This is a genomic window from Streptomyces albireticuli, assembly GCF_021228125.1.
GTDB lineage: Bacteria > Actinomycetota > Actinomycetes > Streptomycetales > Streptomycetaceae > Streptomyces > Streptomyces albireticuli.
The window spans coordinates 45220-59225 of sequence record NZ_JAJQQS010000009.1; the positions used below are offsets into that span (position 1 = coordinate 45220).

12 protein-coding genes and 1 tRNA gene are annotated in these 14006 nt (G+C 74.3%); 6 read left to right on the forward strand and 7 right to left on the reverse strand.

Annotated features, from left to right (window positions below):
* The first annotated feature begins 223 nt into the window (after nt 1-223).
* Complete coding sequence (locus LUZ64_RS17905) at nt 224-760, forward strand: GVDTG sorting domain-containing protein (RefSeq protein WP_095581626.1); 537 nt, start codon at nt 224-226, stop codon at nt 758-760.
* 1225 nt (nt 761-1985) lie between these two features.
* Nucleotides 1986-2642: a class F sortase gene (locus LUZ64_RS17910; protein WP_232390199.1), complete on the forward strand. Its 657-nt coding sequence runs from the start codon at nt 1986-1988 to the stop codon at nt 2640-2642.
* On the opposite strand, the gene LUZ64_RS17915 is transcribed toward LUZ64_RS17910, so the two are convergent.
* Nucleotides 2572-3144: a MarR family winged helix-turn-helix transcriptional regulator gene (locus LUZ64_RS17915; RefSeq protein ID WP_095580832.1), complete on the reverse strand. Its 573-nt coding sequence runs from the start codon at nt 3142-3144 to the stop codon at nt 2572-2574. The two genes, LUZ64_RS17910 and LUZ64_RS17915, sit on opposite strands and share 71 nt — an antisense overlap.
* 117 nt (nt 3145-3261) lie before the next feature.
* Here LUZ64_RS17915 and LUZ64_RS17920 point away from each other — a divergent pair, with 117 nt between their 5' ends.
* On the forward strand, nt 3262-4359 hold the full coding sequence (locus LUZ64_RS17920) for a questin oxidase family protein (protein WP_095580833.1): 1098 nt from the start codon (nt 3262-3264) through the stop codon (nt 4357-4359).
* A gap of 204 nt (nt 4360-4563) precedes the next feature.
* Here the strand turns inward: LUZ64_RS17920 and recQ are convergent, their stop codons facing one another.
* Entirely contained in the window at nt 4564-6444 is a 1881-nt protein-coding gene (gene recQ, locus LUZ64_RS17925) for a DNA helicase RecQ (protein WP_095580834.1), read from the reverse strand.
* A gap of 246 nt (nt 6445-6690) precedes the next feature.
* Nucleotides 6691-8817 (reverse strand): restriction endonuclease, encoded by a 2127-nt coding sequence (locus LUZ64_RS17930; protein WP_232390185.1) that lies wholly within the window; start codon nt 8815-8817, stop codon nt 6691-6693.
* A gap of 853 nt (nt 8818-9670) precedes the next feature.
* Between LUZ64_RS17930 and LUZ64_RS17935 the strand changes: the two genes are divergently transcribed.
* Nucleotides 9671-10171, forward strand: coding sequence for an RICIN domain-containing protein (locus LUZ64_RS17935; RefSeq protein ID WP_095584733.1), 501 nt, complete (start codon nt 9671-9673; stop codon nt 10169-10171).
* Nucleotides 10172-10272: 101 nt separating this feature from the next.
* Here the strand turns inward: LUZ64_RS17935 and LUZ64_RS17940 are convergent.
* The 3 genes from LUZ64_RS17940 to LUZ64_RS17950 all read right to left on the reverse strand — a co-directional run bounded on the left by LUZ64_RS17940 (nt 10273) and on the right by LUZ64_RS17950 (nt 11011).
* Nucleotides 10273-10345: transfer RNA gene (locus LUZ64_RS17940), tRNA-Arg, on the reverse strand.
* Nucleotides 10346-10389: 44 nt separating this feature from the next.
* Nucleotides 10390-10860: a hypothetical protein gene (locus LUZ64_RS17945; RefSeq protein WP_232390184.1), complete on the reverse strand. Its 471-nt coding sequence runs from the start codon at nt 10858-10860 to the stop codon at nt 10390-10392.
* Nucleotide 10861: 1 nt separating this feature from the next.
* Nucleotides 10862-11011 carry a hypothetical protein gene (locus LUZ64_RS17950; RefSeq protein ID WP_095584735.1) on the reverse strand — a complete coding sequence of 50 codons (150 nt, stop codon included), beginning with the start codon at nt 11009-11011 and terminating at the stop codon, nt 10862-10864.
* 105 nt (nt 11012-11116) lie between these two features.
* On the opposite strand from LUZ64_RS17950, the gene LUZ64_RS17955 reads away from it, so the two are divergent.
* Nucleotides 11117-11743: a TetR family transcriptional regulator gene (locus LUZ64_RS17955; RefSeq protein WP_095584736.1), complete on the forward strand. Its 627-nt coding sequence runs from the start codon at nt 11117-11119 to the stop codon at nt 11741-11743.
* On the opposite strand, the gene LUZ64_RS17960 is transcribed toward LUZ64_RS17955, so the two are convergent.
* Nucleotides 11709-13007, reverse strand: a complete 1299-nt coding sequence (locus tag LUZ64_RS17960; RefSeq protein ID WP_095584737.1) for a M6 family metalloprotease domain-containing protein — start codon at nt 13005-13007, stop codon at nt 11709-11711. The genes LUZ64_RS17955 and LUZ64_RS17960 overlap by 35 nt on opposite strands.
* Before the next feature lie 348 nt (nt 13008-13355).
* On the opposite strand from LUZ64_RS17960, the gene LUZ64_RS17965 reads away from it, so the two are divergent.
* Nucleotides 13356-14000, forward strand: coding sequence for a TetR/AcrR family transcriptional regulator (locus LUZ64_RS17965; RefSeq protein WP_095584738.1), 645 nt, complete (start codon nt 13356-13358; stop codon nt 13998-14000).
* The last annotated feature ends 6 nt before the right edge of the window (nt 14001-14006 follow it).

Below are 14006 nucleotides of genomic sequence, written 5' to 3' on the forward strand. Positions count from 1 at the left end.
CCGTGATCGGGTGCCGCCGGACCGGTGACCGCGCGGTCACCCCTGGTGACCTGCCGTTACGCCGTCCGGTGGGCCCGGTGTGCGTGGCCGGGGCGGTCCATCTGATGTGACGTCAAGGTGCGGGGGTGCCGGAACGCCGGTTCCCTCGGCTTGGAGGAGCGCGGAACCCCCCACTCCGTCGCCGGCACACCGGTGCCGCGTCCGCGCTCTCGGAGGAACAGGCATGCGTACAGCACGAGTGCTCACCGGGACCGCCCTGACCATAGCCGCCCTCGGACTGGCGGGCTCGCCCTCGCTCGCCGCGACCTTCGGGAAGGTCGAGGTCACCCCGAACCCCGCGCAGCCCGGCACGATGGTCACGGTGAACACCACCGCGTGCGGGTCGAACGGCTCCGGCACGGGTGACGCCAGCGCGGTCGGCGGACCGGCTTCGTTCCAGCTCACGCCGGGCACCCACAAGGAGGTCGTGGTCGGCCAGTTCACCGTGCCGAACAAGGCGAAGCCGGGCACGTACGGCATCGGCGTGAAGTGCAAGAACGGCAAGGAGGCCACCGGCGACCTGGTCGTCACGAGCGGCGGTGGCGGCGGTGGCGGCAGCGCCAGCCCGAAGCCTCCGACGGGCGGCGTGCAGACCGGTGTCGGCTCCACGAGTGACGGCTCGGGCATGACGGAGATCGTGGCCGGCGCGGCGGTGCTGGCGACGGCGGCCGTCGGCGGCACCTGGTTCCTGCGCCGGCGCGGCGGCGGCAACCGGATCTGACACCCGCGCACTCCCCCCGTCCGGCAGGCTCCCTCCCCGGTCCCCGCGCGCGAACGCCCGGGGACCGGGGGCGCGGTGGAGGATCCCGATGTCCCAGAAGCACGGCGGCCAGCGCTCCCGCAAGCGGGCCCGGCAACGCCGCGCGCGCGAGTCCCGGCGGCGGGCGGCGTCGGCGGTGGCTCCGGTGCCGGTGCCGGTCGTGGATGGTGCCGGGCGGGCCGGGGCGGGCGCGGTGGCGCGGCGGGACGGCGCGACGCGCGTGGGCGGGGCCGCCGAGGGACGTCGGGACGCCGCGCGTGGGGCGTCGCGGACAGGCGGTACGCCCGGGGCGGCGGTGCGGCCCGGGGCCGCCGACGGGCCCGGGGAGCCTCGGGGGCGGCGGGCCCGGCCCGCCGGTGCGTTCGAGGACCGGGGGGACCGGGAGGAGCGGGCGGCCGGGGAGGCCGGGCTTCCGGACGCGGCCCGGGGCCCGGCGCGGTCGCCGGGCGACACGAGGACGCGGCCCGCGAGCGACCCCGGGACGCGGGAGGAGACCCCGACGGGGCTCCTCCGCCGGATCGGGTCGCGGGTCGCCCTCCGGCGCGGGGCGTGGAGCCTCCACGCGGTACGGACGTGGGGACCGGGTGGGCGCTACGAGGGCGGGCCGCCGGACGCCCGCCCGCACGACGGGCGCCGAGCCCGGGCCCGGGACCCGGAGGCGGGGGCGACGTGCCGGGGGGCCGGGGCGGGGTCGCGTACGGGCGGGGGTGTGCGCGCGTACGAGGAGTGGCGGGGGCGGGGTCCCGGCGGGCACGGCGAACCGTCCTCGGGGCCGGGCGGCCCGGGGTCCGGGGAGGGGCGCCGACCGGGCGAGGGCGCCCGCGCGGACGAGAGGTGGTGGGGCCGGGTGCGGGGCTTCGGTGCGTACGGCGAGGTGTCGGCCGCGCGGGGGTCCGGGGGCGGGTCCGGGGGCGGCTCGGGCGAGGGCGCCCGCGCGCACGCGGGGTGGTGGGGCCGGGCGCGGGGCTTCGGTGCGTACGGCGAGGCGTCCGGCTCGTCGAGGTCGAGGTCGAGGGCCGGGGCCGGGGCCGGGCACGGCTCGGGCGGGGGTGTGCGCGCGTACGGGGCGCGGGGTGCTCGGACCGGCCGTTCCGGGGGGCCGTACCGGGCCGCCTACGGGTCCGGGCACCGTTCCGGTTACGCCGAGGAGTCCCGGTACAAGACCGTCGTCGCCGTACTCCTCGCGATCGCGCTGTGCGCCGGGAGCTGGCTGATACGGCACGGCGCCGGCGCCCAGGGGCCGCCGCCGCAGCCCTCCGCCGCCGAGGCGTTCGCGACCGGCCGGCCCGGCCCGGCCGCCCCCGGCCACGGGGCGGAGGCGCCGCCGCTGGAACCCGCCCAGCCCATCGGGATACGGATCCCGTCCATACGGGTCGACGCCCCGATGCGCCCCCTCGCCCTGCTCCGCGACGGCAGCCTCTCCAGCCCGCCCGACGACGACCAGAACCTCGCGGGCTGGTACGCGGACGGGGTCGCGCCCGGCTCCGCGGGCACCGCGATCATCGCCGGACACGTCGACACGGCCACCGGCCCCGCCGTGTTCTACAGCCTCGGCGCCCTGAAGAAGGGCTTCACGGTCGAGGTGCCGCGCGCGGACGCCCGCACGGCCGTCTTCACCATCGACGCGATCGAGGTCTACAGCCGCAAGGAATTCCCCTCGCGGAAGGTCTACGGGCACACCGCCCGCGCCGAGTTGAGGGTGATCACCTGCGGCGGTGGATTCGACGAGGAGGCCCACGCCTACCTGGGCAACGTCGTCGTCTACGCCCACCTCACCGGTGTGCGGCAGTCGCCCCGTCCTGGGCTTGAACCTCTCGCGCCCACGCCGTCAGGCCCGCGATGAACCCCGCGCGGTCCCGCGGCGACAGGCTGTCCAGCGCGCGCAGCATCGGCTGCGAGCGCGCGGTGATGAACTCCTGGACGACGGGCAGCCGGTCCGCCGGGATGGCGACCAGGGTGCGGCGCCGGTTCGCCGGGTCCTCGCGGCGCTCCACCAGCCCGGCCCGGCTCAGGGCGCCCACGAGCTCGCTGGTCGTCGACAGCGAGAGCCGCAGCCGCTGCGCCAGCTCGCCCACGGCCAGGGGCTGTTCGGCCAGCAGCTGCGGAAGGACGGCGCCGTGCCGCGGCGTGAGGCTGTGGGCCTCGAAGGCCGCCCGCAGGTCGTCGGGCATCTGGCCGCGGGCCTGCCGGAGGTAGGGGGCCAGCAGGGGGACGAGGCCGATCGCCTCGATCTCCTGCGGGGTGGGGACCCGGGGCGCGGCGGGCCCGGAGGCCGGACCGGCCGCGGTCGCGGCGGCTTCCGGGGAGGACGGGGTGCGTTCCGCGGCTGCGGGGTCGTGCGGCATACTGCGAGTGTAGACGCTTCGGAAAACCAAACTATTCGGGAATCCGAACAGAGGGTGGGGGCCGCCCGCGGTGGCCCCGGCGCCCCGTCCGGACCCGAGCGGAGGGGGAGTACCGCCATGCCCGTCATCGGATACCGGGACGCACTGAACGACGCGCTGGAGCGCATGGCCGACCTCGGCTACGAGCGCGGGGCCGGCGCCGACCTCGCCAACCACGGCCCCATGGGTGCCGAGGCGCTGGCCGTGCTCGGCCACGGAGACGCGGTCGCCGCCTGGGTCGAGGGCTACCGCACGGCCATGCCCCACCACGAGGTCCCGGCGCGGAGCTTCCCGCTCGACCCCGCCGACGAGTCGTCCTGGCGGCCCGCGCTCGGCGACTTCTCCCGGGCCGGCGACTGGGAACAGCTCTTCGTCCGCGAACTCGCCGACGCCGCCTGGCGCGACGTCCTCGTCCGCTGGTGGCCCCGGCTGCTGCCCGGCCTGCTGGCCGGCCTGACGCACGGCCTGATCCGCACCGCCCACGCCGTACGCTCCCTCGCCGCCACCCCGCTGCCCACCCCGCACCAGCTCACGGAGCTGTCCCGGGGCCTCGCCTACTGGGCCGCCCGCTTCGCCCACCTCCCCGGCCAGGTGCGGATGCGCGGCGGGCTGGACCTGCCGGGCGCCGTCGCCGCCCTGCCGCGCACCCCGTTCCCCGGCGAGCGGGGCCGGGCGGAGGCGGCCCGCCGGCTCGCCCGCCCCGACGAGCTCGCCGGCTGGTCCGAGGCGCTCGACGCCCTCGCCCCGGCCCGCGCGCAGTGGCTGCTCAGCGAGATGACCACGGAGTTCGCCGGGGTCTACCTGGGCCACCCCGAGGTCTTCCCGATCCCCCTCGTGCACGGCGTCACGGCACCCGCCGCGGTCCGCCTCGTCCTGCCCCACCTGCCCGTGGAGCTCCACGAGCCGACGGTGGCCGTGCTCTGGCAGGTGCACGTGGCGTTCCTGCTGGCCTTCACGGCCGACCGCGGCGGTGAGGCGGAGGCGGCCCGCGAGGCCGCGGAGACGGAACCGCTGTCCTTCGGGGAGCTCGCCGCGCGGGCCGTGGAGCACGGGGACGAGCACGTACTGAAGTTCACGGAGGCGTGCGGACGGGAGCACGCGCTGCGGCCGGACCCGCGGTTCGGTGCGGCGGCGCTGGCGGCGCAGCGGCGCATCAAGCCGATGGGGTGGGCGTAGGGGCTTTCCCCAGCCCCGCCCCTTCCCCGTAACCGGGGGCAAGCCCCCGGACCCCAGGTTCCGCGCTGACGCGCGGTGTCCTCAAACGCCGGACGGGCTGAAATCAGCCCGTCCGGCGCTTGAGGACCGGGTTCCGGGGCGGAGCCGCGCATCCGATGCGCGGGAAGGGGCGGGGTGGGGAAAGGCCGCCCGCCAGGGCGCCCGCTACGCGGCGGGCGCCCCCAGCAGCCCCAGGATCGCCTCCCCGTGCTTCGCCAGCTTGCTCTCACCCACACCGCTCACCCCCGCCAGCTCGTCCAGCGACGAGGGCGAAGCCGTGGCGATCTCCCGCAACGTCGCGTCGTGGAAGATCACATACGCGGGCACGCCCAGCTCCTTCGCCGTCGCCGCCCGCCACGCCCGCAGCGCCTCGAAGACCGGCACCGCCTCGGCGGGCAGATCGACGGGCGCGGACCGCTTGCCGGAGCCGCCGGAGCGGGACGAGCTCTTCGCGGCGCGGGCCGGCTTCGCGGGCTCGCGCCGCAGCAGCACCTCGCGGCGCCTGCCCAGCACCTCCGCGCTGGCGTCGGTGAGGACGAGCGTGCCGTAGTCGCCCTCGACGGCGAGCAGGCCCTGGGCCAGCAACTGCCGCACCACGCCCCGCCACTCCGCGACGCCCAGCTCGGTGCCGATGCCGAAGACGGTCAGGCCGTCGTGGTCGTGCTGGATGACCTTGGCGGTCTTCTTGCCCAGCAGGATGTCGATGATCTGCCCCGCGCCGAACTTCTGCCGCCGCTCCCGGGCCAGCCGCAGCACGGCCGAGAGGAACTTCTGGGCGGCGATCGTGCCGTCCCAGGTCTCGGCGGGCGTCAGACAGGTGTCGCAGTTGCCGCACGGACCGCTCGCCTGGCCGAAGTACGCGAGCAGGCGCACCCGTCGGCAGTCGACCGTCTCGCACAGGGCCAGCATCGCGTCGAGGTGCGCGCCGAGCTTGCGGCGGTGGGCGTCGTCGCCCTCCGAGCCGTCGATCATCTTGCGCTGCTGGACGACGTCCTGGAGCCCGTAGGCCAGCCAGGCCGTGGACGGCTGGCCGTCCCGCCCGGCGCGGCCGGTCTCCTGGTAGTACCCCTCGACGGACTTCGGGAGATCGAGGTGGGCGACGAAGCGGACGTCCGGCTTGTCGATGCCCATGCCGAAGGCGATCGTGGCCACCACGACCACGCCGTCCTCCCGCAGGAAGCGCGACTGGTTCGCGGCGCGCGTCGCCGCGTCCAGCCCCGCGTGGTACGGCACGGCGTCGATGCCGTTGGCCACCAGGAAGCCGGCCGTGTCCTCCACGCCCTTGCGGGACAGGCAGTAGACGACGCCCGCGTCACCGGAGTGCTCGGTGTGCAGCAGCTCCAGGAGCTGCTTCTTCGGGTCGTTCTTCGGCACGATCCGGTACTGGATGTTCGGGCGGTCGAAGCTCGCGACGAAGTGCCGGGCGTCCTTCAGATTCAGCCGCGCCGCGATCTCGCCGTGGGTGGCCTCCGTGGCGGTCGCGGTCAGCGCGATGCGCGGCACGTCCGGCCAGCGCTCGTGCAGCTGGGAGAGGGCCAGGTAGTCGGGCCGGAAGTCGTGGCCCCACTGCGCGACGCAGTGCGCCTCGTCGATGGCGAACAGCGCGATCTTGCCGCGGTCGAGCAGCCGCAGCGTCGACTCCACGCGCAGCCGCTCCGGTGCCAGGTAGAGCAGATCCAGCTCGCCCGCCAGGAACTCGGCCTCGACGAGCCGCCGCTCGTCGAGGTCCTGCGTGGAGTTCAGGAACCCGGCGCGGACCCCGAGCGCCCGCAGGGCGTCGACCTGGTCCTGCATGAGGGCGATCAGGGGGGAGACGACGACGCCGACGCCCGGCCGGACGAGGGCCGGGATCTGGTAGCAGAGCGACTTGCCGCCACCGGTCGGCATCAGGACGAGCGCGTCGCCGCCGGCGACGACGTGCTCGATGATCGTTTCCTGCTCGCCCCGGAACGCGTCGTAACCGAAGACGCGCCGCAGGCAGCTCAGGGCCTCGCTGGGGACTGGGCTGGGGTCTGTGGGGCAGGCGGTCTCAGTGGGGTCGGCCATCCGGAAAGTCTACGAGGATCGGCGGACACGGATGGGTGATGTGGATAAGTGGGGGCGGGTGGGGGTGCCGCTGCGCGGGGCCTTTCCCCACCCCGCCCCTTCCCGAACCGGGGCTCCGCCCCGGGCCCCGGTCCTCAAGCGCCGGACGGGCTGATTTTCAGCCCGTCCGGCGCTTGAGGACATTCGGGAAGGGGCGGGTAGGGGAAAAGGCCCCGCGCAGCGGCCGGCCCCCGCCCCCGCCACCCCCTACGCCACCTCGATCCCGTACTCCCGCACCAACGCCTCCAGCCCACCCTCGTACCCCTGCCCACCCAGCACGAAGTCCCAGTCCCCGTTCCCGCGCCGCCGGAACGAGCCCAGGACCAGGGCCGTCTCCCCGGGACGGCCGTCGGAGACCTCCAGCCGGCCGAGCTCCGCCCCCGAGGCGTCGCAGAGCCGGATCCGGGCGTCGGTGAACCCCGTCAGATCGGCCCGCGGATCGACCTGCGGGTCCACGGCCGCGGCGAGGACGAGCCGGTCGGCGTCGGCCGGCAGTGTGTCGAAGGACACCCGGACCGCGGCCTTGTCCGCGGCGGCCGGCGGGACGGAGCGCACGGAGCCGTCCGGGGTGACCGGATTGTTGAAGAAGACGAAGTGATCGTCGCTGAGCACCCGCGTGCCCCGGCAGACGAGGGCGCAGATGTCGAGGGCGACCCCGCCGCTCCAGGACATGCCGAGGACGTTGTGCGAGGCGTCGGGCTCAGGGGCGGCACCGGCCCCCGAGCCGGACCCCGCACCCGTGCCCGTACCGCCCGCACTCGCCCCCGCACCGTCCGTACCCGTGTCCGCCCCCGCCGTGACCCCCCGCCGCGGCGGCGTCGCGCTGGTGTCGCCCAGCCGGCCGCGCAGCCCGTGCCGTCCCAGCAGTCCCACCAGCTCCTCGCCGGACACCAGGGTCAGCGGCTTGCCGTTGGCGAAGGCGTACGAGCCGGGGCCGAAGCCCGACGTCGTCACCAGCACGCCCTTGTTCGCGCCGGCGCCCTGCACCGTCCCGTACAGGTCACGCACCGCGGTCGGCGGGACCGTCTTGCGGTAGCGCTTCACCTGGACGATGATCCGGCCGCCGCTGATGGGGTCCGGGTCCAGGGCCTCGACGTCCACGCCTCCGTCGTTGGAGCGCTGCGTCATCACCGCGCGCATGCCCCGGGCGCGGAACAGCTGGGCGACGAGCCCCTCGAACTCGACGGGGTCCATGGCGTACAGGTCCGGGTCCTCGCCGCCGCCGTGCGAGACGACGCCCTGGCCGACCTCGTCCGGCATCCGGCCGGGCCGCACCGCCGTGAGCTGGTCGGGGCGGGCCGACAGCTGGCCGCCGAGCCCGTCGGTGAGACAGTCCACGGCACTGACCTGCTCCAGCCGCAGCCCGTCGAAGACGGGCCGGGAGACCGCGACGGTCGCGAGCACGATCTCGGCCCGGTGGCCGGTGGCCGGGTCGTGGTCGTCGACGAAGCCGTTGACCGAGACGGACTCCAGCGCGCCGAACTCGTCCGCGGCGAAGAGCTCGCGCAGCACGAGCAGCATGGACTGGGCCAGCACGTCGCGGTGGACCGCCCGCCGCTGCGCCGCCGGCCGGGCCGTCTCGCGGTCCTGGTCGGCGGTGGGCATGTAGCGCACGGACTTGGCCGCGGGTACCAGGTCGTACCCCGGAAGCTCCCAGGTCAGCACGAGCTGCCGGGCGCCCGGGTCGTAGGCGGCGGAGACCTGGTGCGGGAACTCCTCGGGCCAGGCGGAGGAGGCGTAGAGGGCGGCGGAGAAGTACTCGACGACGGCGTCCGGGTCGCGTCGGCGCAGCGCCGCTGTCATCTCCTCGACGCCGGCGTTGTGCGCCCGCGTCTCGGCGAGCCGGTCGGCCGCCCACTGCTCGTACTGCTGCCGGTAGGCGGCCAGCTGCTGCCGCCGCTGCGTCTCGGCGCGCTGGGCCGCGTGCCAGTCCTGCTCGAACTGCGCCCGGGCGAAGCGGTAGCGGGCGGGGTCGGGCATGGGCACGGGGTGGGCGAGGTGGCCGGGCTGGAACGGCTCGACCTCCTCGGGGCGGCGCAGCGCCGCCGTCGTGAAGGCGGGCTCGCCGCAGCCGGTGAGCAGTACGCCCGTCAACTCCGCGACCCGGGCGTCCAGCTCCTCGGTGCGGCGCCGCGCCTCGGCCTCCCGCCGCTGCCGGTACGCCGCGCGCTGCTCGCGGTCGAGCCGGGCGGCCTCACGTTCGTACGCGCGCTGCTGCCGCTCCTGTTCGCGCTGGGCCTGCGTCCGCTCCCGGTGCTCGGCCTCCCGCTGCCGCTGCTGCTGGCGTTGCGCCTCGGCCCAGATGCCTATCAGTCCGTTGGAGCGACGACTCATGCGGATACATGTCCTCCCCCCGAGACCTGCGGGGTCCCGGAAAAGCCACGCACTGGCCCCGAAAACCAGCGGTCATGAGTCGACTTTAGTCACATTAGTAGGCGTAATCCGACCGGATCGATCTTCTCGGTGCGGCCCGGCCGGAGCGGACGGGGTGTGAGACGCACCGGGCGGTGGATGCGTGCTCAGGTCATGAACACGCCGAAACGAACGCCGAATCGGGCCGTAGGCGCGGGCCCGGCTCGCCGCTCCGGTCTCTGACGAAGCGCCAGATGCCGTGGTGTCCTGGTGGGGAGACGGGGAATGCGGGGGAAGCGGGGGAAGCGGGGGAAGCAGAGACTTCCGAGAAGCCGGGGAAGACAGGGAAATCGGGGCAACGGTGAACGAGCCCCCGGGGGAATCCCCCGGACGTCGTTTCGTCGGCGATTCGGCCGCCCCGGCCCCGCCCGTCCGGTGGCGGCCCCGGGCCGGGTTCGAGCCGGGGCGCGCGCCGGGCGGGCCGGCGGGGATGGCCGGAAGCTCGCGCTCCGCACCCGGCCGCGAGGCCACCGGCCGTGGCGCGTTCCTTTGCTCAGGCGATCCGTCCTGCGAAATCGCCCCCACCGGTCCGTCCCTCCGGTGAAGGTTTACGGCCAGTCCCGCGCTGGCCGCCTCGCATGCTTGCCCGAGGGCGCGCGGTACGGGAATGCGGTCGCGTGGAACGCCCGGCTTTCAAGGAAATTCACTGACGCGAAACACCTCTGTTTTCCCGGTGTGACCGCCCGTAGGTTCCTCGAACGAGGCGAGTGCCTCGGGAAGTTGCCCGGCGAGGTTTCCACCCGGGCGACGTGAATCCGTCGGAAAGGAAGGCAACATGACCAGGATCAGGAACGCCGCCGTCGCCGTGACCGCGGCCGCCCTGCTCGGCGGGGGCCTGCTGGCCTCCGGAACCGCCACCGCGGCCGGCCACCCGGCCGATCCCGGAGACGTCTGGTACACGTTCCAGAATTTCAGCACGGACCGCAACCTCGACGCGTTCGGCGGCACTCACGCCAAGTCGTACAACCCTGACGGCACCACCGACCAGGAGTTCCACCTCGTCACCGGAAAGCACCCGGGCTACCAGGTGGCGAGCAAGCGGCACCCGAACATGTGCTTCACGGCCAAGGGCCTCAACAAGGAGATCGCCCTGGAGTCCTGCAACACCAATCTCCAGTCGCAGTACTGGAATTACGACATCAAGGACTCGGGCTCGGCCTTCCAGAGCCGCAAATACCCGCAGGGCTGTATCACGGACAACGGCATCGCCAACGCGGTGATGCTCCGCGCCTGCAACAACAGCGATCTCCAGCGCTACCTGCCGCTCGTCGTCTGACGCCGGGAACCCCGCCGGCCGGGCCCGCCCGCCCGGCCGGTGCCCGAAAAGCACGGAGGCCCTTCCGTCGTGTCCGACGGAAGGGCCTCCGGCCTTCACGGTGCCCCCGGGCAGATTCGAACTGCCGACACCCGCTTTAGGAGAGCGGTGCTCTATCCCCTGAGCTACGGAGGCGAGGCAGGGCCGCCGTCAGTGTAGCGGGTGGTGGGGGCGGGGGGTCAGGTGGCGAGGGACCAGGAGAGGGTGTGGTCCGTCGTCGCCAGCGCCGCGAGGACGATCAGGTCCGCCGCGCCGAGGGTCAGGCCCAGGGCGGCGCGGGCCCGGCGGGTGGTGTTCCGGCGCAGGGCCAGGGCCGCCAGGGTCAGCGCGACCGGGCCCAGGACCAGGTTGAAGACCAGTAGACCGACCAGGCCCAGGACGAAGGACCAGACGGCCATCGAGTCCGCGTCGGAGCGGTGGGGGTGGTGCCCGGCGTCCGGGCCGGTGGCGGCCTTCCCCGAGGTGGCCTGCTCAGGGGCGGCCTTCTCGGGGGCGGCCCCCGGCCTCGCCGTCGCACTCTCCCCGGGGTCGTGGCCCGTGGTCGCCGTCTCTCCGGGGGTGTGTCCCGTGGCCACCGTCTCCTCGGGGGCGTGGGCCGTGGTCGTCGTCCGCCGCCGCGTCGCCTCGCGGCTCGTCGTCCGGCTCGTCATGTCAGCGCTCCCTCAGGTGTTCGCGGACCGAGAAGGCCAGCAGCCAGAGGGCGACGGCCCCGGCCGCCGGGAGGAGGACCGGGAGCGGTGTGTGTGCCGCGGCTCCCACCAGGATCCCCAGGACGAGGAGGGCTGCGACGAGGAAGATCATCACGCTTCCTTTCTCGGTGAACAGTTGTAGTGACAGTTGTTCACTGAATGCGCTTCGAGCGTACCGCTCCTGGCCCCTTCCGGCAAACAGTTGTTTACTGACTCCATGAGCAGCAACACTCTCGGCGTCCGGCAGGCCCAGAAGCGGAAGACCCGGGAGGCCCTCCTCGACGCCGGGCTGCGGCTGCTGGAGGAGCAGAGCCTCAGCAGCCTGGGGCTGCGGGAGGTGACCCGGGTCGTCGGGGTGGCGCCCGCCGCGTTCTACCGGCACTTCCGGGACATGGCCGACCTCGGGGTGGCCCTGGTGGGGGAGTCCCTGGGCAGCCTGCACGTGGTGGTGCGGGCCGTGCTCGCCGAGCGGTCGGAGGCCGAGGAGGTCATCGACGGCACCGTCGAGGCCGTGGCGGCGCACGTGGAGCTGCACCCGGCGCACGTACGGTTCATCGCGCGGGAGCGGCACGGCGGGGTGCGCGCCGTCCGGGAGGCCATCGGCGCGGAGCTGGACCGGTTCGGCGACGAGGTCGCCGAGGCCCTCGGCGCGCAGGAGCTCTCGGCGGGGTGGAGCGCCGAGGACGTGCGGATGCTCGCCGGGCTCTACGTCGACCACCTGGTGATGACCGCGTCCGCGTTCATCGAGGCGGCCGGCCCCGAGGAGCGGCGGCGGATCGCCGACACCGCCCGGCGGCAGCTGCGGCTGATCAGCCTCGGGCGGCGCCACTGGCTGGACGGCTGAGGCGGGACGACGGCGGACGGAGTCGTTCCACCGTGACCCGCCAATTGCCGTCCGGGTCCCGGCCCGTGACGGCGACGCGTACGCCGCCCGTCGAGAAGCGTTCTCCCACGACGTAAGGCGCGTCGCTCAGCTGCGGATTCACGTTCGGGTCGGTCGTCCAGCAGCCGTCGCTGCCCGGTGTCGCGTCCGAGACGTGGACGGGCCCGGCGCCCGACGGGATGTCCGTGGCGAGCGTCGTGACCAGCACCCCGGGGCGGCAGACCGTCCGGTCGAGCGGGCCGCGGGCGCGGGCCTCGACCGTGACGGCGCGCGTCCGGGAGAGCGGCACGACCGTCAGCTTGGTGCCGCCGGGGACCGAGGCGGGCGTCAGCGTCACCGTGCGCGGGCCCGGGGTCATCACGCACTCCACCTGCCCCGGGGCCAGCCAGCCCAGCTTCCACTTGTGCCAGGCGAGGAAGTCGTCGGACGGCCCCCAGTCCTCGTCCATCAGGTCCCAGTGGCCCACCGGGGTCTTCAGCAGGCCGCTGCCGCCGCCGGTGTAGTAGAGGTCGGGGAGGCCGAAGGCGTGCGCGTTCTCGTGGTTGAGGACCCGGTAGGGGCTGTCCCCGGTCTGCCGGCTCCAGATGAACGAGACGTTCTTGAAGGGCGTGCCGTCACCGGTGGTGAGCCCGGTGGGGGCGCCCGCGAAGGTCACGGACTGCACGTCCTCGGTGGCGGGCGGGCCCGCGTTCGGTGTGACCAGCACATTGACCAGGTCGAAGCGGCGGAAGTCCACCGTGTCGTCCACCGCGTCGACGATCTCCTTCGACAGGGCGCGGTAGCCGCGTTCGAAGGGGGCGCCGCGCGCGATCCCGTACGCGGCGTACTTGCGGGACATCCGGATCCAGCGCGGCACCGGCGTGGAGCGGTAGTCGAGCCGCCCGTACGAGGACGTCCGGTAGTAGTCCGCGACGGCCGGGAAGAACTCGGCGTACCGCTCCTGCGGGGTGCCCTCGGCCTGCGCGTCGGGGAAGTCGACGAAGAGGGTGAGGGCCCGCACGGTGCCGTTCGAGCGCGCGAAGCCGGGCGGGGTGTCCGCGGCCTCGGAGACGCTGTCGGTCATGCCGCGCAGCGCGCACGGCCCGGACGGCCGCCGGCCGTCCGTCTCCAGGGTGACCGGCTCCCCGGCGGGCTCGGGCTCGGCGGCCGGCTCGGCGCGCGAGGCGGCGGGAGAGGTCAGGGCGAAGGTGGTGCAGGCCGTGACCAGGAGGGTCAGGAGTCGCATGCCGTCCACCTCCTGCCGCGTACGACGGAAGACCGCTCTTGTCCGATCACCCTGTGCCGGGGTGCGGCCACGCGCCCTCCGGCCGTGGCAGATGGGGGGCCGGCACCGCCGCGCGTGGTCCTTTCGTGGGTGTGGCGCGCGTCACGGAAACGCCGGGAAATAAACGGGGAGCCCCTCCCCGTTTAAGCCTTCGCCGGACGAAACGGGGAATCGCTCCCCGCTTACGCCCCGGCACCCGCAGACGTCACGGCCCGGCCGTACGCACCCCTCACAGGTGCACGCCGCGCCTGCCCGGAAGACCCGGGAGTCGCAGAAAGCCGCAGGGAGACCAGGAAGGAGTGCCACCACGTGGCCACCGCCCAGCAGCCCCGCCTCCGCGCGGACGCCCTCCGCAACCGGGAGCGGATCGTCTCCGCGGCCCGCGAGGCGTTCGTCGAACACGGGGTCGAGGGCTCGCTCGATGAAATCGCTCGACGGGCCGGGGTCGGTAATGCCACGCTGTATCGGCACTTCGCGGATCGCTCCGAGCTGATCCACCACGTCACCCTCTCCGTACTGACCCGTGTCGCGGACCAGGCGGAGGCAGCAAGAGCTGAGGAGCCCGATGCTTTCCGAGCGCTGAGGCGTTTCGCCCACGCCGCCGTGGACGAACGGGTGGGAGCCCTGTGCTCGATGCTCCAGGAGAGCATCGACCCGACCCACCCCGACCACGTGGTGGCGCGCGAGCGCGTCGACCGCGGGGTCGAGGAGCTGATGGCCGCCGCCCGGGTGTCCGGACAGCTGAGGGAAGGCGTCGACGTCGGTGATCTGATGGTCGCCATCGCCCAGTTGACCAGGCCGCTGCCCGGAAGCTGCGCCAGCTCGATGTTCGACCGCTTCGCGCACCGGCACCTTCAGCTGTTCCTCGACGGGCTGATGGCCCCGGCCCGCTCCGAGCTCCCCGGCAGCGCGGTCACCCTGGAGGACCTGCGCCGCACCGAGTGTCCCGGGTAACACCGC

Coding starts and splice junctions, on each gene's coding strand:
- LUZ64_RS17945 (WP_232390184.1), bottom strand. CDS start 10,860: ATGACGAGCCGGACGACGAGCCGCGAGGCGACGCGGCGGCGGACGACG.
- LUZ64_RS17930 (WP_232390185.1), bottom strand. CDS start 8,817: ATGAGTCGTCGCTCCAACGGACTGATAGGCATCTGGGCCGAGGCGCAA.
- LUZ64_RS17960 (WP_095584737.1), bottom strand. CDS start 13,007: ATGCGACTCCTGACCCTCCTGGTCACGGCCTGCACCACCTTCGCCCTG.
- LUZ64_RS17935 (WP_095584733.1), top strand. CDS start 9,671: ATGACCAGGATCAGGAACGCCGCCGTCGCCGTGACCGCGGCCGCCCTG.
- LUZ64_RS17915 (WP_095580832.1), bottom strand. CDS start 3,144: ATGCCGCACGACCCCGCAGCCGCGGAACGCACCCCGTCCTCCCCGGAA.
- recQ (WP_095580834.1), bottom strand. CDS start 6,444: ATGGCCGACCCCACTGAGACCGCCTGCCCCACAGACCCCAGCCCAGTC.
- LUZ64_RS17905 (WP_095581626.1), top strand. CDS start 224: ATGCGTACAGCACGAGTGCTCACCGGGACCGCCCTGACCATAGCCGCC.
- LUZ64_RS17920 (WP_095580833.1), top strand. CDS start 3,262: ATGCCCGTCATCGGATACCGGGACGCACTGAACGACGCGCTGGAGCGC.
- LUZ64_RS17950 (WP_095584735.1), bottom strand. CDS start 11,011: ATGATCTTCCTCGTCGCAGCCCTCCTCGTCCTGGGGATCCTGGTGGGA.
- LUZ64_RS17955 (WP_095584736.1), top strand. CDS start 11,117: ATGAGCAGCAACACTCTCGGCGTCCGGCAGGCCCAGAAGCGGAAGACC.